Source organism: Pseudomonas sp. Irchel 3A5, assembly GCF_900187575.1.
Classification (GTDB): Bacteria; Pseudomonadota; Gammaproteobacteria; order Pseudomonadales; family Pseudomonadaceae; genus Aquipseudomonas; species Aquipseudomonas folii.
Genome location: NZ_FYDU01000005.1, coordinates 231,131 through 256,436 on the forward strand (window position 1 = coordinate 231,131; position 25,306 = coordinate 256,436).

General features: G+C 57.1%; 21 protein-coding genes. 13 read left to right on the forward strand and 8 right to left on the reverse strand.

What is annotated here, in order from left to right:
- The first annotated feature begins 108 nt into the window (after window positions 1–108).
- Both CKW31_RS10105 and CKW31_RS10110 read left to right on the forward strand, forming a co-directional pair.
- Complete coding sequence (locus tag CKW31_RS10105; RefSeq protein ID WP_095094192.1) at window positions 109–1,464, forward strand: carbohydrate porin; 1,356 nt, start codon at window positions 109–111, stop codon at window positions 1,462–1,464.
- A gap of 167 nt (window positions 1,465–1,631) precedes the next feature.
- Window positions 1,632–2,507: a D-hexose-6-phosphate mutarotase gene (locus CKW31_RS10110; protein ID WP_095094459.1), complete on the forward strand. Its 876-nt coding sequence runs from the start codon at window positions 1,632–1,634 to the stop codon at window positions 2,505–2,507.
- Between the two features lie 108 nt (window positions 2,508–2,615).
- Here the strand turns inward: CKW31_RS10110 and CKW31_RS10115 are convergent, their stop codons facing one another.
- Entirely contained in the window at window positions 2,616–3,482 is an 867-nt protein-coding gene (locus tag CKW31_RS10115) for a MurR/RpiR family transcriptional regulator (protein ID WP_027901054.1), read from the reverse strand.
- 218 nt (window positions 3,483–3,700) lie between these two features.
- On the opposite strand from CKW31_RS10115, the gene zwf reads away from it, so the two are divergent.
- The 3 genes from zwf to CKW31_RS10130 are packed head-to-tail and all read left to right on the forward strand — an operon-like array spanning window position 3,701 to window position 6,562.
- On the forward strand, window positions 3,701–5,170 hold the full coding sequence (gene zwf / locus CKW31_RS10120) for a glucose-6-phosphate dehydrogenase (RefSeq protein WP_095094193.1): 1,470 nt from the start codon (window positions 3,701–3,703) through the stop codon (window positions 5,168–5,170).
- A complete protein-coding gene (gene pgl, locus CKW31_RS10125) occupies window positions 5,157–5,870 on the forward strand; it encodes a 6-phosphogluconolactonase (protein WP_095094194.1) in 714 nt (237 codons plus the stop codon). Before zwf ends, pgl begins: the two co-directional genes overlap by 14 nt.
- A gap of 17 nt (window positions 5,871–5,887) precedes the next feature.
- Complete coding sequence (locus tag CKW31_RS10130) at window positions 5,888–6,562, forward strand: bifunctional 4-hydroxy-2-oxoglutarate aldolase/2-dehydro-3-deoxy-phosphogluconate aldolase (protein WP_027901051.1); 675 nt, start codon at window positions 5,888–5,890, stop codon at window positions 6,560–6,562.
- 133 nt (window positions 6,563–6,695) lie between these two features.
- Here the strand turns inward: CKW31_RS10130 and CKW31_RS10135 are convergent, their stop codons facing one another.
- Together CKW31_RS10135 and CKW31_RS10140 are read right to left on the reverse strand one after the other, a co-directional pair.
- Window positions 6,696–7,871, reverse strand: coding sequence for an aminotransferase class V-fold PLP-dependent enzyme (locus CKW31_RS10135; RefSeq protein WP_095094195.1), 1,176 nt, complete (start codon window positions 7,869–7,871; stop codon window positions 6,696–6,698).
- Between the two features lie 184 nt (window positions 7,872–8,055).
- A complete protein-coding gene (locus tag CKW31_RS10140; protein ID WP_095094196.1) occupies window positions 8,056–8,292 on the reverse strand; it encodes a DUF3820 family protein in 237 nt (78 codons plus the stop codon).
- A 219-nt stretch (window positions 8,293–8,511) separates the two neighbouring features.
- On the opposite strand from CKW31_RS10140, the gene CKW31_RS10145 reads away from it, so the two are divergent.
- The gene (locus CKW31_RS10145) at window positions 8,512–8,991 is read left to right on the forward strand and encodes a PA2169 family four-helix-bundle protein (protein ID WP_027901048.1); all 480 of its coding nucleotides are present in this window, start codon (window positions 8,512–8,514) and stop codon (window positions 8,989–8,991) included.
- Between the two features lie 177 nt (window positions 8,992–9,168).
- Here CKW31_RS10145 and CKW31_RS10150 read toward each other — a convergent pair whose 3' ends face one another.
- From CKW31_RS10150 to CKW31_RS10170, 5 genes are all read right to left on the reverse strand, one after another.
- Window positions 9,169–10,665, reverse strand: coding sequence for a sensor domain-containing diguanylate cyclase (locus CKW31_RS10150; protein WP_095094197.1), 1,497 nt, complete (start codon window positions 10,663–10,665; stop codon window positions 9,169–9,171).
- Between the two features lie 386 nt (window positions 10,666–11,051).
- Window positions 11,052–12,416, reverse strand: a complete 1,365-nt coding sequence (locus CKW31_RS10155) for a heavy metal sensor histidine kinase (RefSeq protein ID WP_095094198.1) — start codon at window positions 12,414–12,416, stop codon at window positions 11,052–11,054.
- Window positions 12,413–13,096: a heavy metal response regulator transcription factor gene (locus CKW31_RS10160; RefSeq protein ID WP_095094199.1), complete on the reverse strand. Its 684-nt coding sequence runs from the start codon at window positions 13,094–13,096 to the stop codon at window positions 12,413–12,415. The genes CKW31_RS10155 and CKW31_RS10160 overlap by 4 nt, the downstream gene beginning before the upstream one ends.
- Window positions 13,097–13,198: 102 nt before the next feature.
- A complete protein-coding gene (locus CKW31_RS10165) occupies window positions 13,199–16,333 on the reverse strand; it encodes a multidrug efflux RND transporter permease subunit (protein ID WP_256582554.1) in 3,135 nt (1,044 codons plus the stop codon).
- Entirely contained in the window at window positions 16,330–17,490 is a 1,161-nt protein-coding gene (locus CKW31_RS10170; RefSeq protein WP_095094200.1) for an efflux RND transporter periplasmic adaptor subunit, read from the reverse strand. The genes CKW31_RS10165 and CKW31_RS10170 overlap by 4 nt, the downstream gene beginning before the upstream one ends.
- Before the next feature lie 253 nt (window positions 17,491–17,743).
- On the opposite strand from CKW31_RS10170, the gene CKW31_RS10175 reads away from it, so the two are divergent.
- The 7 genes from CKW31_RS10175 to CKW31_RS10205 all read left to right on the forward strand — a co-directional run bounded on the left by CKW31_RS10175 (window position 17,744) and on the right by CKW31_RS10205 (window position 25,224).
- Entirely contained in the window at window positions 17,744–18,112 is a 369-nt protein-coding gene (locus CKW31_RS10175; protein WP_095094201.1) for a type 1 fimbrial protein, read from the forward strand.
- 563 nt (window positions 18,113–18,675) lie between these two features.
- The gene (locus CKW31_RS10180; RefSeq protein ID WP_095094203.1) at window positions 18,676–19,260 is read left to right on the forward strand and encodes a fimbrial protein; all 585 of its coding nucleotides are present in this window, start codon (window positions 18,676–18,678) and stop codon (window positions 19,258–19,260) included.
- Between the two features lie 204 nt (window positions 19,261–19,464).
- Entirely contained in the window at window positions 19,465–20,190 is a 726-nt protein-coding gene (locus tag CKW31_RS10185) for a molecular chaperone (RefSeq protein ID WP_095094461.1), read from the forward strand.
- A gap of 244 nt (window positions 20,191–20,434) precedes the next feature.
- Window positions 20,435–22,882: a fimbria/pilus outer membrane usher protein gene (locus CKW31_RS10190; protein ID WP_256582561.1), complete on the forward strand. Its 2,448-nt coding sequence runs from the start codon at window positions 20,435–20,437 to the stop codon at window positions 22,880–22,882.
- Window positions 22,879–23,610 carry a molecular chaperone gene (locus CKW31_RS10195; RefSeq protein ID WP_095094205.1) on the forward strand — a complete coding sequence of 244 codons (732 nt, stop codon included), beginning with the start codon at window positions 22,879–22,881 and terminating at the stop codon, window positions 23,608–23,610. Before CKW31_RS10190 ends, CKW31_RS10195 begins: the two co-directional genes overlap by 4 nt.
- A 258-nt stretch (window positions 23,611–23,868) precedes the next feature.
- Window positions 23,869–24,897: a fimbrial protein gene (locus CKW31_RS10200; protein ID WP_095094209.1), complete on the forward strand. Its 1,029-nt coding sequence runs from the start codon at window positions 23,869–23,871 to the stop codon at window positions 24,895–24,897.
- A gap of 102 nt (window positions 24,898–24,999) precedes the next feature.
- Complete coding sequence (locus CKW31_RS10205) at window positions 25,000–25,224, forward strand: hypothetical protein (RefSeq protein WP_095094465.1); 225 nt, start codon at window positions 25,000–25,002, stop codon at window positions 25,222–25,224.
- The last annotated feature ends 82 nt before the right edge of the window (window positions 25,225–25,306 follow it).

Genomic DNA, 25,306 nt, shown 5'->3' on the forward strand with positions numbered 1-25,306 from the left:
GCACTGCCAGCCGGACGCTCACTGCCATAAGAGCGTCCTGCCGGCACACACGAAGTAGTCGTTGTCAATGCCGTAAAAGCTAATAAAAATAAAATGAGGATCCAAGGGATGAAGAAGCTACGTAATAAATCGCTTAATCAGTTCCAGCTAGTCGGTGGTTTGTCTGTATTGAGTGCGCTGATTTTTTCCAGCGCGGCTTACGCCATCGAGCCCTACAACCCCAACGGGCATATGACCGGAGACTGGGGTGGCTTGCGCAAGGAACTGTATGACAAGGGCTACGATTTCTCGCTCGAATATGTTGGTGAGATGGGGTCCAACGTTCACGGCGGCTACAACACTGACAAAACCGCGCGCTACAGCGATCAGTTCGCACTGGGCGTCAACATTGACCTGCAAAAAGCGTTCGGCTGGAACGATGCCGAGTTCAAACTGGCAATCACCGAACGTAGCGGCAAGAACATTTCCAATGACCGTCTCGGCGATCCACGTGTCGGCACCCTGAGTTCCTCTCAGGAAGTCTGGGGTCGGGGCCAGACCTGGCGTCTGACGCAGATGTGGGTCAAGCAGAAATTCTTCGACGGCAAACTCGACATCAAGGCTGGTCGCATGGGGGAGGGTGAGGACTTCGGCAGCTTCCCTTGCGACTTCCAGAACCTGACGTTCTGCGGCACCCAGGCGGCGAACTACGTGGACACCTGGTACAACTGGCCGGTCAGCCAATGGGCTCTGCGTGTGAAATACAACATCACACCTGAGGTATACGCGCAGATCGGCGTTTACGAGCAGAACCCGTCTTATCTGGAAACCGGTAATGGCTTCAAGCTGAGCGGCAGTGGTTCCAAGGGTACGCTGGTCCCGGTCGAAGTGGTGTGGTCACCGACCGTCAATTCGCTGCCTGGCGAATACCGTCTGGGTTACTACTTCAGCAGCCCGAGCGCCGACGACCGCTATGAGGACGTCAATGGCCAGCCTCAGGGTCTGACCGGCGCGGCGTTCAAGTCGCGTAACGAAAAGACTGGCTGGTGGGTCGTGGCGCAACAACAGGTCAGTACCTTCAGTGGCGATCCGTCCCGCGGCCTGACTCTGTTTGCCAACGCTACCGTGCATGACAAGGACACCAACTTCGTCGACAACTTCCTGCAAGTCGGCATGGTCTTCAAAGGGCCGTTCGATGCGCGTCCGAAGGATGACATCGGTATTGGTGTTTCGCGTATCCACGTCAACGATAACGTCTCCGATCGTGCCCGTCAGATCAACGCCGTCAACGGTGTTGATGATTACGACAACCCGGCTTACCTGCCTATCCAGAAGAGCGAGTACAACTCCGAGATTTACTACGGTGTACACGTAACCGACTGGCTGACTGTCCGTCCTAACCTGCAGTACATCAAGCACCCAGGTGGTGTTGATCAGGTTGATGATGCGCTGGTCGCAGGTATTAAGTTGCAGACCAAGTTCTAAAAGCTCAAGGGTCGTGTGTGCTTTACGGGCAGCCTGGCTGCCCGTTTTTTTTGAGTGATGGAACGCCATTTTCTGTAGGAGCTGCCGAAGGCTGCGATCGCGGTGTGTCAGATCTACCGCATCGCAGCCTTCGGCAGCTCCTACACATGCAGGTGATTCAAAAAGCAATGACCACCAAACACCCACAAACGTCCGAACACCCCCTACAGCGTTTCTTCACATCCCGACGCGCCCGGCCGACTTTTGAATGGGAGCGTCATCAGCACCGCGATGTGCTGCTGATCAATCATCCTTTGTGCCAGGCCGCTTTCAGTCGTCAGGGGGCGCAACTGCTGCATTTCCAGCCCACGGGGCAGAAGCCCTGGCTCTGGTGCGCATCTCGCTGGCCGCAAGTGGGCGCGATCCGCGGCGGAGTGCCGGTGTGTTGGCCCTGGCATGGGCGGCACCCGAATGAACCTGGCTGGCCTGCGCATGGCTGGGGTCGATTGCTGGATTGGAAGCTGATCGAGAGCCACGAAAGCGAGTCCGGCGTCAGCCTGCACTGGCGATTGCAATTGTGTGACTGGCAGGCTGACTTATATGCCGAACTGGGGCAGGGCATGGAGTTGCGACTCAGCACCTGTCACGAGGACAGCGAGCCTTGCCAGTTTGGCCACGCTTTGCATGCTTACTGGCGCATCAGTGATGTAGAAGACATTGCGTTGCAAGGGCTGGAAGGCGCTCAGGGCTATGATCAACTGAATCGGCGGGCCTGTCGGCAGGAAGGCGAGCTACGCGTCGCTGGCGGCTGTCAGCGGGTGTTCGAACACACCGGCTCGCTGCAACTGGAAGATCAAACCTGGCAGCGTCGTTTGGGCATCAACAGTTGCGACAACGCCCGAACCGTCGTCTGGCATCCGGGTAACAGGCCGCTGCTTGGCGTGGCTGGCGATGAAGCATCCGGCTTTGTCTGCGTTGAAGCGGCGTCAGGTAACGATGAAAGCCTGAGCCTGGCACCGGGTGAGCAGGTGGAGTTGAGTTTGCAGGCGTGTTTGCTGCATTGATGGCTAAGTTGAACTCATTTTCTGTAGGAGCTGCCGAAGGCTGCGAAGCATTTATCCTGATACGCCGCGATCGCAGCCTTCGGCAGCTCCTACAGAAAGCTTTAAGCGCTACCCCTGATCCTCAACCGGATACCGGCTGTCATTCAAACTTTCCTTGATCTTGCGCAGATGCGGCTGGAAGTCCACGCCGCGGCGTAGGGTCATGCCTGTAGCCAGCACATCGAGCACGGTGAGCTGGATGATCCGCGAGGTCATCGGCATATAGATATCGGTGTCCTCCGGCAGCGGGATATTCAGGCTCACCGTACTGGCCTGTGCCAGGGGTGAGCCGGCTGCGGTCAGACCCAGCACCGACGCGCCATTGGCCCGTGCGATGCGCGCCACTTCCACCAGCTCCCGCGTACGGCCTGTGTAGGAAATGATCACGAACAACTCACCGGTGTGTGCCACCGAGGCAATCATGCGCTGCATGAGCACGTCGGCATGGGCGGTCACCGCCAGATTGAAACGGAAGAACTTGTGCTGGGCGTCCAGCGCCACAGGGGCCGAAGCACCCAGCCCGAAGAAGTGGATCTGCCGCGCCTGAATCAACATGTCCACAGACTTGCTGATCAGCGCCGGGTCCAGTTGCTGAACGGCGCTGTCCAGCGAGGCAATCGCGCTGCCGAAAATTTTTTTGGTATAGGCCTCGGGATCATCGTCGGCTTCAACTGCACGACTGACGTACGCCGCGCCACTGGCCAGACTTTGCGCCAACTGTAATTTGAGTTCTGGATAACCGCTGACAGCAAAGGAGCGGCAGAAGCGATTGACGGTCGGCTCGCTGACTTTTGCAGCCTGGGCCAATGCCGCGATACTGAACCGAGTTGCTTGTTGTGGGTTAAGAAGAATCGCTTCAGCTACCTTGCGCTCAGCTTTGTTGAGCTCTTCGAGGCGGCTCTGGATCTGCTCCAGAAGATTTCTTGAGTGGTCCATTCAAAGTCCTAATCAGGCAGATTTGCTCAGGTTTTTTTGAGGGCAGGCACATAGGCCCTTTAGCCTGTAGCAAAGGTGGCCTATCGTACTCAGGGCCTGTGTTGATCACCACTGGAATATGCTTCTAGATGGAATGTTGTGGTTATTACTACATATGGCCTTGAGTAACGCCTTTAAAAAAGGTATTTGTAGCTTAACTTGATAAAAGAACCAACATTATGCTCTCGATTACGGTTGAACCGTGCACTTTTGCCTTGTTTGGCGCCTTGGGCGACCTGGCAGTGCGCAAGCTGTTCCCGGCGCTTTATCAGCTCGACCGCGCTGGATTGCTGCATGCCGACACGCGAATTCTCGCATTGGCGCGTGAGGCTGGCGACGAACAGCAGCATTTGGCACACATCGAAGAATCGTTGCGCCGCTTCGTTCCCGAAGCACAACTTGAAACAGAACACGTTGAGCGTTTTCAGGCGCGCCTGAGTTACCTGCACGTCGACTTTCTCAAGGCCGAGGATTACGTCGCGCTGGCCGAGCGGGTGGGCGATGCCGAAACCCTGATCGCTTACTTCGCGACACCTGCTTCGGTGTATGGCGCGATTTGTGAAAACCTGGCGTCGGTCAACCTGACCGACCGCACCCGCGCCGTGCTGGAAAAGCCCATCGGTCATGACCTTGCTTCCTCGCGTCGGGTCAACGACGCCGTGGCGCAGTTCCTGCCGGAAAGCCGCGTCTACCGCATCGACCACTATCTGGGCAAAGACACCGTTCAGAACCTGATTGCCCTGCGATTTGCCAACAGCCTGTTTGAAACCCAGTGGAACCAGAATCACATTTCCCATGTGGAAATTACTGTTGCGGAAAAGGTCGGTATCGAAGGCCGTTGGGGTTACTTCGATCAGGCCGGGCAACTGCGCGACATGATCCAGAACCACTTGCTGCAACTGCTGTGTCTGATCGCCATGGACCCGCCGAGTGATCTGTCCGCCGACAGTATTCGTGACGAGAAGGTCAAGGTGCTCAAGGCTCTCGCACCGTTCACGCCGGAGCGCCTCGCCACTCAGGTGGTTCGTGGTCAATACACCGCGGGTTACAGCGAAGGCAAAGCCGTGCCGGGTTATCTGGAAGAAGAGAACTCCAACACCCAGAGCGACACCGAAACCTTCGTCGCCCTGCGTGCCGATATTCGTAACTGGCGCTGGTCAGGTACACCGTTCTATCTGCGTACCGGCAAACGTATGCCGCAGAAGCTGTCGCAGATCGTGATCCATTTCAAAGAGCCGCCGCACTACATCTTCGCCCCCGAGCAACGCATGCAGATCAGCAACCGTCTGATCATTCGCCTGCAGCCGGACGAAGGCATTTCCTTGCAGGTCATGACTAAGGATCAAGGCCTGGACAAGGGCATGCAGCTGCGCAGCGGCCCGTTGCAACTGAATTTTTCCGACACTTACCGCAGCGCACGCGTCCCTGATGCCTATGAGCGTTTGCTGCTGGAAGTCATGCGCGGCAATCAGAACCTGTTTGTTCGCAAAGATGAAATTGAGTACGCCTGGCAGTGGTGCGATCAGTTGATCGCCGGTTGGAAAAAGGCGGGCGATGCGCCCAAGCCTTATGCCGCCGGATCGTGGGGGCCCATGAGCTCCATTGCCCTGATTACTCGTGATGGGAGATCGTGGTATGGCGATATGTGAACTTGAATTCCCGCAAGGCCTTGTGGCTCGGGATTTTGACAGTCCGCAGCAGTTGGCCGAGACACTGGCTGCCAACGTAGCTGAACAGCTCAACGCTGCAATCAACGCCAAGGGCGTGGCGACGCTGGTTGTCTCCGGTGGGCGTAGCCCGGTGGCGTTCTTCCAGAGCTTGGCGCAACAGCCGCTGGACTGGTCGAAAGTGGTCATCAGCCTGGCTGATGAACGCTGGGTGCCCGTTGAGCACGCCGACAGCAATGCCGGCCTGCTGCAGCGTTTCCTGTTGCAAGGTCCGGCGGCCAAAGCGCGTTTCTTCGGTTTGTACACCGTCGCGCCGAGCCTCGAAGAAGCCGCCGTAGCGGCTGATCAGGCGCTGGCTGAGCTGCCGCCGATCGATGTGCTGATTCTGGGCATGGGTGATGACGGACACACCGCCTCGCTGTTCCCGAACAGCCCGAACCTGAACGAAGCGTTGCAGTTGGACAGTACACGCCGCTGCCTGCCAATGCTGGCGCCTGCTGTTCCCCATCAACGCTTGACCATGACCCGTCAACTGCTGGCTTCGGCGCGCCTGCCGATTCTGTCGGTTTCCGGTCAGGCCAAACTCGACACCCTGCGGGCCGCATTGGCAGGCGATGATCTCGCTGAAATGCCAATTCGAGCCTTCCTTGACTCTTCACTTGAGATTTACTGGTGCCCATAACAAAAGGATCCGCCGCCATGAACACCGTCGATACCACTCAGCCGCTGAACAGCATGGCGAACAAGATCAAGCAGATTGACGAACTCTGCGCCAAGGCGAAAATCTTGCCGGTCATCACCATCCTGCGTGACGAGGACGTCCTGCCGCTGGCAGACGCCTTGGCCGCCGGAGGCATGACGGCGCTGGAAGTCACCTTGCGCTCGGCCTTTGGCCTGAGCGCAATCCGGATTCTTCGTGAGCAGCGCCCTGAGCTTTGCGTTGGCGCTGGCACTATTCTCGACCGGCACATGCTGGCCGACGCCGAAGCAGCCGGTTCGCAGTTCATTGTCACGCCAGGCAGCACGCAGGACTTGCTGCAAGCCGCACTCGACAGCCCGCTGCCGCTGTTGCCCGGCATCAGCAGTGCGTCGGAGATCATGATTGGTTATGCGATGGGCTATCGCCGCTTCAAGCTGTTCCCGGCTGAAATCAGCGGCGGTGTTGCAGCGATCAAAGCCCTTGGCGGTCCCTTCAATGAAGTGCGTTTCTGCCCAACTGGCGGCGTCAACGCCGACAACCTCAAGAGCTACATGGCGCAGCCTAACGTCATGTGCGTCGGCGGTACGTGGATGATCGACAACGCCTGGGTCAAGAATGGCGACTGGGGCCGCATCCAGGAAGCCACCGCACAGGCAATGGCGTTGTTCGACTGATTAATCCGCTGTTGATTCTTGTGGGAGCAGAGCTTGCTCGCGATAAGGCTGGACGCGATCTAACGTGAACCGCGTCCAGCCTTATCGCGAGCAAGCTCTGCTCCCACATAGAGTTTCACAGTTTGAAATCCCATCAACCCAACTGCTGCAACGCCTCCACCAACACCCCCATATCCGCTGCCGAGGTACTGAACCCCGGCGTAATCCGGATACACGGCCCACACGCTGCGCCTTCCCGGGCGACGGTGAACAGGTTGTAGTCCTCCAGCAAGCGCTCAACCATCTTCTGCTGATCCATATGACGGGTGAAGCGCAGCGCGGTGATCCCGCAATACAGCCGCGGATCGTCTGGAGTCAGAATCTCGATATGCTCCAGCGCTCTTGAAGGCTTGACCCACAGGTCGCGCATGTAATTCAGACGTGCGCCTTTGCTGGCTGAGCCACCCATCGCCGCATGTTCTTCGAACACCTTGGGCAAGGTCATCCAGGCCGGAATATTCGGTGTTCCGTAGGGCACCAGCGACAGAATGTCGTCGCTGGCATAGCGTGTGTCGCCCATGTCCGGGTCGATAGCAGAAATCCTGTCCCGTGCCACGTAGATAAAACCCAAGCTCAACGGCGCGCCAATCCATTTCTGCAGGTTGTAGCCAGCGAATGCCACGCCCAGCTCGTCGAGTTTGAAGTCCAGTTGGCCCAGGGCGTGGGCACCGTCAAGGATGACATCCACGCCGTGCTCTTTCGCCAGACCGGCAATGGCCTGGACCGGCATCACCAGCCCTGTGCGGTGGGTGACATGCGTCAGCGCCATCAGCTTGAGCCGGGGATACTGCTCGAAAGCTTGCTGATAGCTGTTCAACAGGTCTTCGTAGGTCGCGGGATGGACGTGGGAAATCTCGATGACTTCGACACCACGACTTTTGGCCAGCCAGCGCATGGCGGACTGCACGCTGATGTAATCCAGATCACAGATCAGTACCTGATCGCCAGGTTGCAACTGGTTGTAATTGCGGATCAGCGACTGTAACGATTCCGACGCGCAGCGGGTGATGGCAATTTCTTGCGCGCTGACCTGCAGCAGTTGCGCCAGTTGGCCGTGGATCATGGCGCTGTCGTGGGTATCGAATTGACGGCGCACATACACCGAGTTGCTACGGTTCACGTAATCGATATTACGACGATAGTCTTCCATGACTTCACGCGTCATGCGCCCGAAGTAGCCGTTCTCCAGATTGATCGGCCCTGGCTCGACGTCGTAACGCCCGGCGATGGCCTGCCAGAACTGTTCATCCCTTGCCTGTTGCTGGAGCATTGCATCCTCTCTCTGACTGAATGACACTTTTTTACGAGGCACTGTGAACCCAATCCTGTAGGAACTCACCGAGGTTACGAGGCCAGCGATGACGGTGTACCAGACAAACCGCTATCGCTGGCCTCGTAACCTCGGTGAGCTCCTACAGGGTCAACTTGCATACAAGCTCCAGAATCTGTTGCGATTAGCGGTCGCTGTACTTCTTCCGCGGTCGCGTACGCAGCGGATCAAGCAGCTCCGACAGGCCGTTGTGGTCAATCTCCTGCATCAACGCCAACAGGCTGCCCAGCTCTCCCTTGGGGAAGCCTTCCCTTGCAAACCAGTTCAAATATTGGCCCGGCAAGTCCGCAAGCAGGCGGCCTTTGTATTTGCCAAAAGGCATCTCGCGGGTGACCAGCAGCAAAAGTTTTTCCGGATCCATGAGCTTCGCGTTACCTGATTTCAAAACACCCTGACGATACGTGCATTCTGCATGCAGGCCAAAGGACAGTTCATGCAGAAATCACGACTCGTCTGTATGGTGTTTAATATAAGTCATTGATTTTAAAGGATTAGGTTTATTCAAAAAGCTGGCATGCCCCCTGCAATTACCTAAGCATGCAAATCATTTTGTATAAACCTGCCCATAAGGAACTTGAAAATGACTGACATCAATAAAGAATCGATCTCCCTTCTGAACGACCTGATCGAAACCAGCAAAGATGGCGAAAAGGGTTTTCAGACCAGCGCAGAAGATATCAAAAACCCTGCAATCAAGGCTTACTTCCTGAGCCGTTCTGCAGAAATCAAAACTTCGGTCGCTGAGCTGCAGGCTGAAGTACGTTCACTGGGCGGCGATCCAGAAACTTCTTCCAGCGTTAGCGGCACCCTGCACCGTGCATGGGTTGACCTGAAGTCGGTACTGACCGGTAAAGACGACAAAGCAATCCTGGAAGAAGTAGAGCGCGGCGAAGACGTAGCGCTGAAGGCTTACAAAGAAGCCCGTCAGAAAGCGGTTGAGAAGAACCTGCCAGCTTCTGTTACCTCGTTGATCGACAAGCAACTGGTTGGCGTACAAGCTAACCACGATAAAGTCCGTGACCTGCGTAATGCTGCTCGTGCCGAGAAAGCTGCACACTAAGACTTGATTGTCTGAAAAAACGCCAGCCAGCCTGGCGTTTTTTTATGGCTTTAATTCAGCGATAGGTGTGGCCAGACGCGCACCTGTGGGAGCGAATTTATTCGCGAAGCGGCCAATGTTAACGCAGGCTAATTAACTGGCTGAGCCCTGCCTTCTGGCTAAACATCCCCCTCGAAACTAAGCCGGCTCAACCCGATTACGCCCGTTGCTCTTGGCAACATACAGCGCCTTGTCGGCAGTGCTGAACAGCGTATCAACAGGGGCGCCAGCATTCGCCTCTGTACAGGCGATACCAATGCTGACGGTAATTGGCTGGTTATCCCCCGCATAGGGTGCAATATCCTGCACGGCTTGCCTGATGATCTCTGCGATGGCCCTGGCACCGTCCATATCGGTTTCCCCCAGCACCACAACAAACTCTTCGCCGCCGTACCGGGCTACAAAATCACCCGGCCTTCTGATGTTGCTGGCGATGGTCGTTGCCACATTGCGTAACGCCTCATCCCCGCCATGATGGCCGTGACGATCGTTGAAGGCTTTGAAGTGATCCACATCAATCACCAGCAGTGAAACGGGTTTGCCTGAACGGATGCTGCGCATCCATTCGCTTTTAATTACTTCATCGAGCCGACGTCGATTGGCCAGCCCGGTCAGCGCATCGGTGGACGCACGGGTTCTGAGTTCGGCTTCAGCCTGATGCCGCAGGCCTAATTCACGGCGCAGCAGCAGGCTCAGCCACAAAATACCTAAACACAATACGGTGGTAGCGATGCCGACCAGCAGCACATTGCGGTGCCAGAGGGCGTAGACCTCTTTTACAGACTGGCCTACCACGACAATCAACGGCAAATCGCCGACATGGGAAAACGTATACAGGCGCTCTTTGCCGTCGATGGATGACGTCCCGGAAAAACTGCCATTACCTTCCTCAATAATCCGTTTGAAGTTCGGGCTGCTGGCAAAGCTGGTGGCGATGAGGTCCCTGCCGGGAATTTCCGGATGGCGAGCGAGCAGGGCGCCGTCGGTATTGAGTAGCGTGACATTGCTGTCCGGACCAATGTCCAGCGTGCGAAACAACTGCTTGAAATACACCAGACGCATGGCCGCACTGGCGATGCCTTGAAACGAGCCATCCTCGCCGGATATTCGCCGACTGAAGGTGATGCACCAGTCCTTGAAACCTCCGCGCGACTTGAAAGGCGCACCGACTTTCATCTCAAGTGATGGGTTACGCATGTGCTCCTGAAAGTGCGCGCGATCGGCGAGATTGAAAGGGCGGGGCTGCAGTGATGTGGAGTCGGCAAGAATACGACCGTTCTTGTCCAGTAACAGCAGGTCGCCTTTGTAGCGTGCCGCGGTGGAGCGATCAAACAGAACCAGATGACGCAGATTCGGCGCAATATTGTGCAGTTCGGGCATCTGCCACGCGCTGATCATGCCTTGCAACGAGGTGTCGTAGAGCTCCGCATTACGCAATACATCGGCATCAATCAGACTCACGATATTGGAAGACGCCCGCGATGCCGCTTGATTGGCATCCTTTCGTTCGCGGATCAATAACGAGATAACAATGATCGCAATGGCGGCGATTGCCAGCACACTGCCGCATACCAGGAAAATTTCTGGTCGAGTCCATTTTTTATACGGTGCCTGCATGGCGTGTTGAACAATCATTGCGCGGGATAAACTCGGTAAATGATTAACGCTTCCCCAACGCTTTGTTTTTAAAGAGTTAAAGAATTTTTATGCATTTGAAGTCAATAGCGACCCGTTATTTATAACCCATGTGGGACGCGTTGAAACAGAAGTGATTTATTGTGCTTGTGAATGCGCTTTATTTGCTGAGCCATCTTACTGTCTCAGTGACGCGGTATTGTCATGCATGTAAGGGCGGGCTTCTTGTTGGAGGTTCGATAGTGGCCAGCAAGCTAATGTCCGACGTGGGACCGGCTTCAGCCGGGAAAGCTGCATTCCTGCCAACGCACATTTGCCAGTTGTACTGGCCTCTTCCCGGCTGAAGTCGGTCCCACGTCTTGAGGTCCGCAACCAACCGTGATGCATCACAACGGCAAATTGATCCCGAAGGTATTGATACCCTCGCGGCTATGCACGAACACGTTGCCGCCATGCATCAGCGCAATGGCTTTGACAATGGCCAGCCCCAGGCCATGGTTGGCGCCGCTGTTGGCGCGGGAGGCGTCCACCCGGTAAAAGCGTTCGAACAGCTTGGGCAGGTGTTCGCTGGCGATCTGCGTGCCGGGGTTGGCGACGCTCACACTGACGTGATCGGTCTGCTCGGCAATGTCCACGCGAATCGTTCGCCCAGCCTCAGTGTGTTGCACGGCATTGTGCAGCAAGTTGATCAGGGCCCGACGCAAGTGCGCCTTTTCCATGGGCACACGGGCATCACCGTGGACTTCGACCTGTACCTGCGCATCCTCAAGAATGAAGTCCAGATAATCCAGCGTGGTCGCCACTTCCTGAGCCAGAGAGGCGCAAGTCAGCTCCGTTACCTTGCTGCCCTGATCGGCACTGGCGAGGAAGAGCATGTCGTTGATGATCGAGCGCAGTCGTTCCAGTTCTTCCAGATTCGATTGCAGCACCTCGAAGTAGTGTTCCGCCGAACGCCCTCGGGTCAAGGCAACCTGAGTCTGGCCTATGAGGTTGGTCAGGGGCGAGCGCAGTTCATGGGCGACATCCGCATTGAAGGATTCGAGCCGCGCATAGGCCTGCTCGACTCGCTCGAGTGTCGAGTTGAACGAGGTCACAAACTGGTTCAGTTCCGGTGGCAGCGGCGTCATCTGCAGGCGTCCGGAGAGTCTGGGAGGTGTGAGTTTTTGCGCCTCCAGGGAAAGACTGGTCAACGGCCGCAGCCCGATACGCGCGACCCAATAGCCCAGCACTGACGCCAGCAGGATGCCGAGCGCCGCGAAGCCGATCAGGGCGATCATCAGCGAGTGCTGGGTTTGCAGGAATGTTTCGGTATCGACGGCAATCAGGAAACGTAGCGGCGGGCGTTGTTCCTTGGCCTCGAACTGGCTGACCAACACTTTGAACGGATATTCATGCCCTGCAATCTGCAGGTCACGCATGCCCAGGGGGCCATTGGCGAAACGACGAATGTGGGCATCCGGGTTGCCGAACTCATAGACCGGATTGTCGCTGACCACCCAGAACCGCAGACGCTTGTCTTCTTCGCTGAGCAGCTTGAGTTTGCTTTTGATACGGCCCCAGTGTTCGACATCGCTGTGGCGATTGACCGCGGATTCCAGCACGCTGTAGCGCGCCTCTGCCTCCGCTTCCGGCAGCAGCGCCATGCTTTTATCAACCTGCAGATATAACGCCCAGCCGATCAGGGTAAAAACCAGCAACGCCACCAGCGCGAACAAACCGCTCAGGCGCAGGGCGATGGAGTCAGTCTTCACTGCGGCGCTCCGACGCGACTTTCAAGCACGTAGCCCATGCCGCGAATGGTGTGCAGTAATTTCTGTTCGAAGGGGCCGTCGAGTTTGGCGCGTAGTCGTTTGATCGCGACTTCGACGACGTTGGCGTCGCTGTCGAAATTGATGTCCCAGACCATCTCGGCGATGGACGTCTTGGAGAGAATTTCCCCTTGGCGGCGCGCCAGCACGCTGAGCAGCGAGAACTCCTTGGCCGTCAGGTCCAGACGCAGCCCGGCGCGGGTTGCCTTACGGCTGATCAGGTCAATCCACAGATCGGCAATGCTGATTTGCATGGGCTCGTGACCGCTGCTGCGTCGCGTTAGCGCTTGCAGGCGAGCGACCAGCTCAAGGAACGAGAACGGCTTGCCCAGGTAGTCATCGGCGCCTTCACGCAAGCCTCGGATACGGTCATCCACTTGCTCACGGGCGGTGAGCATGATCACGGGCGTCTGTTTGCGGGCCCGCAAGGCGCGCAACACGCCAAAACCATCCAGACCGGGAAGCATCACGTCGAGAATGATCACGTCGTAATCGCTTTCCAGCGCCAGGTGCAGGCCCTCGATACCGTCGCGGGCGAGGTCCACGGTAAAGCCTTGCTCGGTCAGACCGCGACGCAGGTAATCGGCGGTCTTCTCTTCGTCTTCGATGATCAGGACACGCATGGGGCAGGGTCTCTTGGTGCAAAAAAAATACACAGTTTTTGAGCTGGAATACATTCCTGTGGGAGCGGTGCTTGCCCGCGATAAGGCTGGACGCGGTTCACTTTAGATCGCGGTGTTCTTATCGCGGGCAAGGTGGAGCGCCACCCCGGCCGCTCCCACAGGTTGAGATCCTTTTGGCTTATGAAACACCCGCTCCAGCTGCAAATAGATCACCGGCGTCGTAAACAGCGTCAGCATCTGGCTGACCAGCAACCCGCCGACCACCGCGATCCCCAGCGGTTGGCGCAGTTCGGCGCCGACACCATAACCGAGCATCAAGGGCAGGGCGCCAAGCAATGCCGCCAGGGTCGTCATGATGATGGGACGGAAACGCGTCAGGCAGGCTTCGTGAATCGCGTCCAGTGGGCTCATGCCGCGATCACGTTGCGCCTCCAGGGCGAAGTCCACCAGCAAAATACCGTTCTTCTTGACGATACCGATCAGCAGGACCACACCAATCAGGGCCATGATCGAAAAGTCCTTCCCCATCAACCACAGCAGTAACAGCGCTCCGATACCTGCCGAGGGCAGGGTGGAAATGATCGTCAGCGGGTGGACAAAGCTTTCATAAAGCACACCCAAAATGATGTACACCGCCACCAGCGCCGCAAGAATCAGCCAAGGCTGGTTGGCCAGCGAACTCTGAAAAGCCTGGGCTGCGCCCTGGAAGTTACCGATGATCGACGCCGGCATGCCGATTTCGTTTTTGGCCTGATCGAGCATGCGCACCGCATCGCCCAATGCTACGCCTGGCGACAGATTGAACGACAGGTTGGCGGCGGGAAACATGCCGTCATGGGCGATGGACAATGGCCCCATGGTTGGCGCGCCCACTTTAGCCAGCGCCGACAGGGGGACCATTTCGTTGGTCAGTGGCGAGCGCAGATAGAAATACGCCAGGCTTTCGGCCTTGCCGCGCTGTTTGGCGTCCAGCTCCAGAATCACTTTGTACTGGTTGATTTCGGTCTGGAATTCGCTGATCTGCCGCTGGCCGAACGCGTCGTACAGCGCCTGATCGACATCATTGGTGGTCAGCCCGAAGCGCGCTGCAGCACTGCGGTCAATATTGATATGAGTGACGCTACCGCCCAGCTGCAAGTCGTTCGACAAGTCACGGAATGCCGGGTTGGTGCGCAGTTTTTCCGTCAGGCGCTGGGTCCAGGTATTGAGCAGCGGACCGTCGTTGCTCTTGAGTACATATTGATACTGACTGCGACTCGGACCGGGGCTCAGGTTGATGTCTTGTCCGGCGCGCAGGTACAGAACGATGCCGGGAATCTTCGCCAGCTTCGGACGTATCCGGTCAATGAACTCACTCACCGAAACGTCGCGCTCACCCCGGGGTTTGAGCGATATCCAGAATCGCCCGTTGGCGATGGTCTGGTTGCTGCCGCTGACGCCCACCGAATGGGAGAACGCCTGGACTGCCGGATCGGCACCAACGATTTTTGCCAGTTGCAGGTGTTTTTCCACCATGTCGGGGTAGGAGATATCGGCCGCAGCCTCGCTGGTGCCAAGGGCGAACGCCGTGTCCTGCACAGGGAAAAACCCTTTCGGGATCAGGACGTAGCCAACGCCTGCCAGCACAAATGTCAGTCCGAAAACCCCGAGCATGATCCGTTGATGGGCCAGGGCCTTGTTCAATCCTCGCTCATAAAGTGCCAGCAGGCGTTCGCTGAAACCAGGCTTTGCATGCGGATCATGTTTCGGCGCGCGCATGAACAGCGCCGCCAGCGTGGGTGCCAGCGTCAGTGAAACGACCACCGAAATCAGAATGGTGGCGGTGGCGGTGAGTGCAAACTCCTTGAACAGCCGCCCGACCACGCCGCCCATGAACAGCAACGGAATAAACGCCGCCACCAGGGAGAAGCTGATAGACACCACTGTGAAGCCGATTTCCCCGGAACCCTTGATCGCCGCTTCGCGCATGCCGTCACCGGCTTCAAGGTGTCGATGGATGTTCTCCACCACGACAATGGCGTCGTCCACCACGAACCCGACTGCCACCACAATGGCCACCAGCGTCAGGTTGTTCAGGCTGAAACCAAACACGTACATCATCGCGAAGCTGGCGACCAGCGAGACGCCCAGCACAGCGCTGACAATCAGCGTGGCCGACAGCTGGCGCAGGAAAAGCGCCATGACCGCAACCACCAGCAGGATCGCGATCACCAACGTCATTTCCACCTCGTGAAGCGAGGCACGAATGGTTCGCGTCCGGTCATTGAGCACCGAGACGTCGACCGAGGCCGGAAGCATTTCCAGCAGACGAGGCATCTCGCGCTGAATGCGGTCCACAGTTTCCACGATATTGGCACCGGGCTGGCGGAAGATCGTCACGTTGACGCCTTGCTGATCACCCGACCAGGCCTGCACGTACGCGTTTTCCGAACCGTTGATGACCCGCGCCACGTCCTTCAGATGAACAGGGGCGCCGTCCTTGTAGGAAACGATCAGTTGTGCGTAATCCTGGGGCCGAAACAGCTGATCGTTGGAGGCGATGGTGGACACGCTGTCCTTGCCGTACAACGCGCCTTTGGCGAGGTTGAGACTGGTCTGTTGCACCGCGACACGGATATCGGCAAGGGTCAGGCCCAGTGCGGCAAGCTTCTCCGGTGCTGCTTGCACGCGAATCGCGGGTCGCTGCTGGCCGGTGATGAACACCTGTCCGACGCCGTCAATCTGGCTCAGTTGCCGCGCCAACAACGACTCCGTCACGTCGCTCAGTTCGGTAGGCGGCATCAGATTGGAGCTGACGCTGAGAATCAGCACCGGGCTGTCCGCCGGGTTGACCTTGCGCCAGGTCGGCAGGTTGGGCATATCGGCTGGAAGGCGGCCTGCCGCGGTATTGATCGCGGCCTGAACTTCCTGAGCGGCGGTGTCGATGCTTTTGTTGAGGGTAAATTGCAGGGTCAGGTTGGTGGAGCCCAAGGCGCTGCTGGAGGTCATTTGCGTCATGCCAGGGATGGCACTGAATTGCACCTCCAGCGGCGTCGCGACTGATGAGGCCATGGTTTCCGGGCTGGCGCCGGGTAATTGCGCGGTGACCTGAATCGTCGGGAACTCGGCCTCAGGCAGTGGCGCGACAGGCAGGCGCGGGAACGCAATCGCCCCCAGCAGAACCATGGCAAACGTCAGTAATAACGTGGCGACCGGATGGTCTACGCACCAGGCTGAAATCGATCCGCGGCCCTTCATCGTGTGCCGTCCAGCTCTGCCGTCTGGCTAGTCTCTGTCGTGTTACGCAGCACTTCGATTTTCGATCCTGCCTTGAGTCGTGACTGACCGTCACTGACCAGCACGTCGCCAGCCTTGGGACCGGAGATCAGCATCAGGCTGCTGTCCTGATACAGCACCTGCACCGGAACCACCTCGACCTTGTCGCCATTGACCCGGAATGCGAAGTGCTGATCGATGCCGCGTTGCACCACCTGCGGCGGCACTCGCAAGGCATCGCGGTCGATGGTGGTCTGGATTTTTACCGTGACCAGTTGCCCTGGCCACAACAGCTGTTTCGGATTATTGAATTCGGCTTTGGCGCGAATGGTTCCGGTAGTGGCCGAGACCTGGTTATCGATCAGGGTCAGCTTGCCGTCGCCCAGCAGCGTGCCGTTGTCGCCATCGCCGAGGAACGCTTTTACACCCGCAGGCGTATTTGAGGCGATCAGGCCTTGCAGCGTCGGCAGCATTTGTTGCGGCAGTGAGAACTCCACCGAGACGGGATCAATCTGGGTGACCGAAAACAAGCCCTGAGCATCGCTGACGCGCAGGAAGTTGCCTTCATCGACATTGCGAATCCCGACCCTGCCGGTCACCGGCGAGCGGATCTGGGTGTACGACAGCTGCACTTGAGCGGCGTTGATCGCAGCCTCGTTGCCCATGGCAGTGGCTTTGAGCTGATGAACCGTGGCTTGCTGCTGATCAAAGGTCTGTTTCGAGATGCCATTGTCTTCACTGAGCAGCCGGTAGCGCTTCAGATCGACCTGAGCCATGTCCAGCTGTGCTTTGCTTTGCGCCAGTTGCGCCCTGGCTTGCTCCAGCGAGGCGCGAATGGCCCGGTCGTCAATCGTCGCCAGCAAATCTCCGGTTTTGACCGTTTGCCCTTCCTTGACCAGCACTTTGGTGAGGATGCCATCCACTTGCGGGCGAATGATCACGCTGTGCAAAGACAGCACTGAACCAATACCCGTTACGAAACGGGGCACATCCTCCTCGGTCACTTTGACGACTTTGACCGGCACTGCCGTCGGTGCGCTGACTTTAGCCGCCGCCGGACGAGTCAGGGTCCAGCTGGATACACCGATCAAGCCCACGATGACAGCAACGGCAAGGACGGTTCTGGTCTGTTTACGCATTCGAGAGACGCCGGAAAGTCGGAAGAAGGAAGGTCATGGTGGATGGCGCTTCTCTTATAGCCGGTCAACCCGGTCAGCAGGGTGACGGCCACCTGTCAGAATTGTCAGCAAGAAAGGCGCAGCGCCCACGAACGTTATCAAGAAACCCGGGCCCGAGACGATATGTATAGAAAGGAATTCGCGGAAAATCCTCCTGCTTGTTCCCTTTGGTTTTTTTTGCGTTGATCAAAACGTACTAAGTCGGAGCAAGCCCATGAAACGCAGCGTCTCAAGCAAGAACCGTTGGTTCGAAGTCATTCATGAGGCGCGCAAGGTGGCCTCCCTTCTGATTGTGGGTTCTTTATGCCTGACTGCGTTTGCCGCGTCGGCCGCTGACGGGCGGCTGAGTTTCAGCGGGTATATCACCAATGCCAGCTGCGCAGTGCTATCGACGAGCTCGGCAGGAGGGGTCAACACTCAACGGGTCAACGTTTCGGGACACATGTCAATCGTGGTTGATACGGCGCAAAACGCCTGCACCGCATCGGTGATCCCGTTCTCGACGCAGTATCAGGCGCTGCCAGTATCATTATCTAAGAGCAACCCATCGGGTGCCGGGGTTCTGACCCTGACTTATCAATAGGCTCTGTCTGGGTGGCCACCGCATGGCGCTGCTTCGCGTCAAAAGCAGAACCTGCAGGAGCTGCCGAAGGCTGCGATCGCGGTACACCAGGAGAAATGCTTCGCGGTCTTCGGCAGCGTTTACAGAAAATGCGTTTCAAACAGTATTTTGTTGTTTGATGAGCGCGCACGAGCACCGCGAGGTTGCGATTACCGTGCTCGTGAGCTCAGCTCATATGTTTACAGCACGAACGCTTGGCTCCTTTGCCAGAGTCCATCCGCTAACCTGTTACTCAATCGAGTGAGTGACAAGCCTGGTTTCAAATAAAGTTGAGGGTTGTAGTACTACCGTCAACTTTATGTGAACTATTGCCTGACCTTTTTTATCGGGTATTATCGCAACGCCATGGTTTATGCGGGCTGCAAAAGAGTTGCGGTTATTCCTACGGAAAGTTCCTGCAAGTTCTGAGGCTTAATCCATCTGATTAAAGTAATAAAGCCGACATCGATACCAGAGATCGAACCTTATAGTGCGTGGCGTCCGATTCAGGGCATACACGAAATAACACAAGGAATGTCGTTAATATGAAAAATATCACTCTCGCGCTCGCCATTAGTGGCGCCTTTGCTTTGGGTCTGACTAACACGGCCAATGCTGCTAACAATGGCGTGCTGAAGTTTTCCGGCACTCTGACCAATATTTCCTGCAGCGTTGCGCCAGGCGCAGGCACCGGTCCTGGTACCCAGCCTGGGGATATTGCGGTTGATCTGGGCAACGTTTCGTTCTCTGAAATTGGCACCTCTGGCCAAAACAAACTGGAGACCGCGACGCCTATTCAGCTCTTGGTCAACTGCACAGCGGGTGCCGAACAATACAATCTGGTGAAGATGCGCTTTAAGGCCGGGATGGGCCACGGCACAGATGACAATGACAGCAAGTTGCTTCGCGTAACCGGCTCGGCGGGTGGTGTTGCCATCGGTGTGCTTAACGCTTCGAATCAGCTCATGGATCTGTCCGGAACTGGAACCATAGACAAACCACTGATCAAGGACAGCGCTGGTGGCGCCACTGCTGAGCTCAACCTGGCCGGGGTTTACATGCTCAATGGCACCGAAACCCGGCCTGGTACCGCCATGGGCGACCTGCCATTTACGCTGGATTACGAGTAATACGCCGTAGGGAGCGAGCACTGCTCGCTCCATCTCGGGTTACATACTCCATCGAACATTGAAGGGTATGGACGTTCGCAGGGCCGGCTTAAGCCGCGCGCGGTTTGAGCCCGGCCCTGCGAACCGTGTCTAGTCAAGACACTGTGGGATTTCATACCGAGTAAAAAGGCGAGCGCCAGCATGTTTCTGTTTCTTTACCGTCGTATGGCCCTGTTGGCTAAAACGGCTTTGTGGTTATTGCTGGTATGCACCCAGGCGCAGGCCAGCATTGTAATAAACACCACGCGTATCATTTATTCCGCTTCAGACAAGGAGGTCAGTTTCGGCGTACATAACGCCGGGGCTAAGGAAATCCTCGTGCAAAGTTGGCTGGAGCCAAACGCCGAATATACCGACCCGAATAATCTACCGTTTGTGATAACCCCTGCGATCGCACGCCTGGCCAGTGATAGCAGGCAACTGGTGCGGATTATTTATGCGGGCACGGACATGCCGCAGGATCGCGAGTCAGTCCTCTGGCTCAACGTTCAGGAAGTTCCTCAGGTGGCCGCGCAAAACACATTGCAGATCGCCATTCGGCAACGCATGAAACTGTTCTTCCGACCCAAAGGGCTGGTGGGTGATGTCGCCAAAGCGCCAGAGCAGCTGCGCTGGAAGCTGGCGGCAGATAATACATTGCACGTTGAGAATCCGGGGCCGTTTCACGTTTCAATGGTCATGATTACCGCACAGCGTGCTGGCAACAAGTTGCTGAGCCAGGACAGCCAGATGATAGCCCCCAGGCAGCAACTTCAACTGCCGTTGAGTGCGACAGGCGATGGAGCAACGTTGAACTTCATTAGCATCAATGATTTTGGTGGTCAGGTTGCATACCGCGCCGCACTGAAAGCAGGCGAGATTACACAGGCCGTCAAGGTGGAACCTCAATAGCGGTGAGGTAGTTTTTCGTCACTTCGTTACTTACCCAATTTCAAGCCGCGTCACGCGCAATGGCTCAGTAGTGGTGTGTCTGCCTGAAAGGGATTCGGGCATGGCTCAGAACTTCCAGATCGAGTGGAAACAGCTAATGGAATGGCTTTACAAAAACATTGGGGAATCAACTCCGGGATCCATCCTGCGGTTGGCAAAAGGGTTCCAACTCAAGTCGGTAACCGCCGGTATGGTTCTGGTCGTCATGCATGTATTTACAGCACAAGGCTGGGCGCTCGAAAGTACGCCGGTTGCCCCGGTAAAGTTCAACACCGCATTCATTCAGGGCAGCGATCAGCCTCCAGAACTCACTGAATTCCTGCAGGCCAATACGCTGTTGCCGGGTACGTATCGGGTGGACATTTACGTCAACCGCGCACTGAGCGGTCGGCGCGATATCGTTTTTGCCAGCAACCCGTCATCTGGCCGTATCGAACCCTGTCTGACGCTGGAGATGCTTCAGGCTTTCGGGCTTGATCTCGATCGCTTGTCCGTTGAGTCGACAGCGCAAAGTGCACAGGAATGTTTTGATTTGCCCGCACATGTCGAGTTCGCCCGCGTTGAGTATCAACCCAACACGTTGCGCCTCAATATCAGCGTGCCACAAGCGGTCATGCAACGCAGCGCCAGGGGTTATGTACCACCGGAGTTGTGGGATGGAGGCGAGTCCGTCGGCTTTGCCAGTTACTCATTCAATGCTGTTCGACGCAGTAATCAGCGGGAGCAGACCGACCAGTATTACCTGGGGCTGCGCAATGGCCTCAACCTGGGCGCATGGCGGCTAAGGAACGAGTCCTCATTGGTTTATGGCGACGATCAGTCTTATCGCTTCAGTAGTAACCGGACTTATCTGCAACGGGATCTGAGCACACTGCGCAGTCAACTGACCGTCGGCGAGACATTCACCGATTCACAAATCTTCGACAGTGTGCGTTTTCTGGGGGTGGGAGTGAGTTCCGACGACGCCATGTTGCCTGACAGCGAGCGTAATTATGCGCCAGTGATTCGCGGCACCGCCGAAACCAACGCGTCGGTGGAGGTTCGTCAAAATGGCTTTTTGCTCTACAGCGGGAACGTTTCACCGGGGCCGTTCGAAATCAGCGACATCTACCCGAGCGGTTCCAATGGTGATCTGCAAGTCACCATCATTGAAGCTGACGGTCGTCGGCGTTCTTTCACTCAAGCCTATGCTTCGCTGCCGATCATGGTGCCCGAGGGTGCATTTCGTTACAGCGTTGCGGCAGGGCAGGTCGACAGCGGCAGTGATGACACAGCGACTCCGGCGTTTACCAGTCTCGGCCTGATATACGGTGCGTCCGAACGCATCACGAGCTTTGGCGGTTTGCAATGGGCTGAGGATTATCAGGCAACCAATGTCGGCGCCGGCCTCAATACCGGGTACGGCGCACTGTCCGCCGACATGACCCACTCTATCAGTGAAGCCCGTGATCAGAGTCAAACCGGGCAGAGTGTTCGCCTGCGATACGCCAATACCCTGAATGCCACCGACACTACCTTCGCAGTGGCGGGTTACCGGTATTCGACCGAACGTTATCTGTCTCTCAATGAACATGTGGAATCGGCACGCACGCGGTTCCGTCGGGCAATGATTGGCCGTCCCAAAGACCGCATGGAGCTGACCGTTACGCAGACCTTGCCGGAGCATTTCGGCAGCCTCAGTCTGACCGCCTCAGAACAGCGTTACTGGAGCCTTGGCAGCAAGACTCGACAGTTTTACCTGGCATATAACGCTGCCTGGCGGTCGCTCAGCTACAGCCTGTCGCTGGAAAACAATCGCCAATTTGGTCGTGACGGACAGGCTGAAAATGACAACCGGCTTGCAGTCAGCCTGACTTTGCCACTGGGTGAAAACTCCAGTTCGTCGCGCTTGTCCTTCAACGGCGTACGAGACAGCGCGGGCGAATACAACGCTCAGGCCGGCCTCAGTGGCCAGGTGCTCGATCAGCGTCATGCGTTCTATTCGGTGCAGGCCGGGCACGACAGCAGTTCCGGAAGTTTTGGCTCAGGAAAACTCAATACTACTCAGCCCTATGGCCGCTTCGAGGCAGGCTACAGCCAGGGCCGTGATTACGATGCTTTGAGCCTGGGGGCTTCTGGCTCCGTGCTGGTTCATGGCGGCGGCATAAACCTTGGGCAGTCACTGGGGGAAACCTTTGCGCTGGTAGAGGTGCCGAAGGTCGGCGGTGCCAGACTGACCAGTTTCAGTAATGTCGAAACCGCTGCCAATGGATACGCCGTGCTGCCGTACGCGCAGCCCTATCGAAGCAACTGGGTCAGCCTGGATACGCGTCAACTCGGCGCGGACGTTGAGCTGGATAACGCGGTCAACCAGATTGTGCCGCGTCGTGGCGCGATGCCGGTGGTGCGCTTCAAGGCTTCAACCGGGCGCCGCGTACAGTTTGAGCTGGTTCAGGCCGACGGCAGCAAAATCCCCTTGGGTGCGAGTGTCGAAGACCTCAACGGCAAGGCCCTGGCGGTGGTTGACCCGACAAGTCGGGCGCTAGTCCTTAGCGAGCAGGACCGCGGCGAGTTGCGGGTCAGTTGGGCCACTCAAAGCTGTCGTGCACCGTTCGCCCTGCCAGCCCGGGATCCGCTGCGTGCCTACGAACGCATTCGGGTGATCTGCCAATGACAAAGCTCATCTATCTGGGCCTCGCCGCCTTGTTGTGGAGTTTTAATCTGCAGGCTGCCGTGTCGCTGAGCGGGACTCGTCTGGTCTTTGATGGCCGCTTCCCCGAAGCGAGTCTCGAAGTCGCCAATCGCAGTGATCGTGAAGTGTTGATTCAGGCCTGGTTGAGTGATCCGGCCAGTATCGACGGCCATCTTGAAGACGCCACTGCCGAGCTTCCATTCGTGCTTAGCCCGCAATTGGCGCATCTGGAAGCTCGCGGCAAGCAGACGCTCAGGGTTTTGTATCAGGGCCAGGGCATGCCCCTCAACGAGGAGTCCTTGCTGCACCTGTATGTGCTGGAAATACCGCGGCGCGCTGAATTCACTAACGCGTTGAGCATTGCCATCCGCCAGCGCATCAACCTGTTCTATCGTCCTGCCGGGCTTACCGAAGATCCTGCCGCAACCGCCTACCGTCTGCGCTGGACCCTGGCTTCCACCTCGTTACGGGTGAGTAATCCGACTGCTTACCATGCCGCTTTACAGGATGTGCGGCTGGGCGGGGTGGCTGCCAGCGATTACCTGCTGCTGGCGCCAGGTGCCAGCCATGAAATGTCTGTTCCTGCGGCAAGCGGGATTCGGAGCCTGTCGTTCAAGGCGCTGAACGATTATGGCGGCGCGGATGTTTATTGCGCGGCGGGCAAGAGCGACGGCTTTGATAACACTGAACACCGGCAAAAGGACTGCTGAATGATGAATACCTGTTTCCAGACTTCGCGCAATTTTCTGAGCTCAAGCGCCTTGCCTTTAGAAGTGCGCTCTCATCAAACAAAATTACGACTATCTGATTTGGAATACGTTTCTGTAGGAGCGCACGAGCAACGCGAGGCCGCGATGGCGTCCTGTCTGATACACCGCCATCGCGGCCTCGCGGTGCTCGTGCGCGCCTACAGATCCCGCGCCTGCCTCGCGACAGCGCTGTGTCAGGGACGCAGCGCTGCCTCTCACATGAAGCCGAGTTCGCGGAGCGACAGCGGGGCGCTTTGGCGACTGGGCAGCTCCTGCAGAGTCTTGCTTCTGCTGGCTCTGTTACTGACCCCAGCCACCGGTTTCGCCATGATCTGCAAAACCCAGGGCGCAGGGGAAACGGTGGTTCGTGCCGATCTCGACAGCAGCGTGGCGATTCCGGCCAGCGCGCCCGACGGAGATATAGTCTGGCGTTCTGAACGGATGGATCTTCAGGTCGAATGCATCAAGGACGGCGAGCTCTCAGTTCAGGAAGAAATTTTCCTTTACCTCAACCCGGACAACCTGAAAATTGGCCAGGGCATCCGCGCCGGTCTCACCTTGACGGGAGTCGATCATTCCCAAAACAGCGGGCGAATCAGTACCGGTCAATACCTGCCTGCTTGTCCCCAAGGGGCAGGGGACATCGTTGCTTGCCCCGACGCCCGATTCAATCTTGCGTTTTCCGTGTTTATTCAGAAGTTCGGGCCGACCCCACACTCCGGCATTGCCAGTGATTTGCTTGATTACCGGGTGTTCCAGCTCGACAGCGGCAAGGGGCTTGATCCTTTGCCGGATCACAGTCTCAGTTACCGCATCAATAATCTGAGTGGGCTGCGCTTCGTGGCGTGTGATGCGCAGTTACAGGTCGTGCCTGAAGCCATGGATTTTGGAAATATCGGCATTCAGCAGGTGGCGGTGGGCAACGTCATTGAGCGCCGAGCGTTTTCGCTTGTCGCTCGCCGCACTTGTGATTCGCCGTTCAGCCTGGGCGCGCGCTTCAAACCGGTCAGTGGCAGCTTATCAGGGAGCTACCTGATCCCGGCCGCGAACGACAGTGTCGGTATCCGCATTTTGAACGCCCGTGATGACTCGGTGTTGAGCTACAACGAACCCTTTCATCTGGTCGATTTGCTCAACGATACCCAAGCGGCCAGTGTCGACTTCAATGCCGAGCTGGTATGGCAGACGAACACCCCTAAAACCGGGCCATTCGAGGCCGAAGTGATGATCGACCTGTTCTACAAGTAGTCTCAGCCGATGAGAGGTTTGGGGCAGTGCAGGCAGCGGGCAAACGATTCAGGTATGCTGCGCGACCTTTCGACGACTGATTGCCAATTTCTGGAGCTTTTCATGACTTCTACTGACTCAACACCGGCTCCTGAAACCGTCGTCGCCGAGGATTCGGCTGCGGATAAAAAAGCACCGATCCCTGCGTTCAGCTTCCCTTTCAAACCCGCTGACTTCGCGCAGTCGAAAAAAGACGAGCCTTGGTATCAGAAGTCGAACAAGCACGGGCACAACAAAATCCCCGGCGCCGCTCCTCACGGCACTCGCAAGTCGATGGGCAAGCGTTAAATCACTCAGGTGAAATGCATCCCTTGTGGGGTGCAGTTCACTTGTGGGCAAACACAAAATCTCCCACAGGTGTGATCTCAAT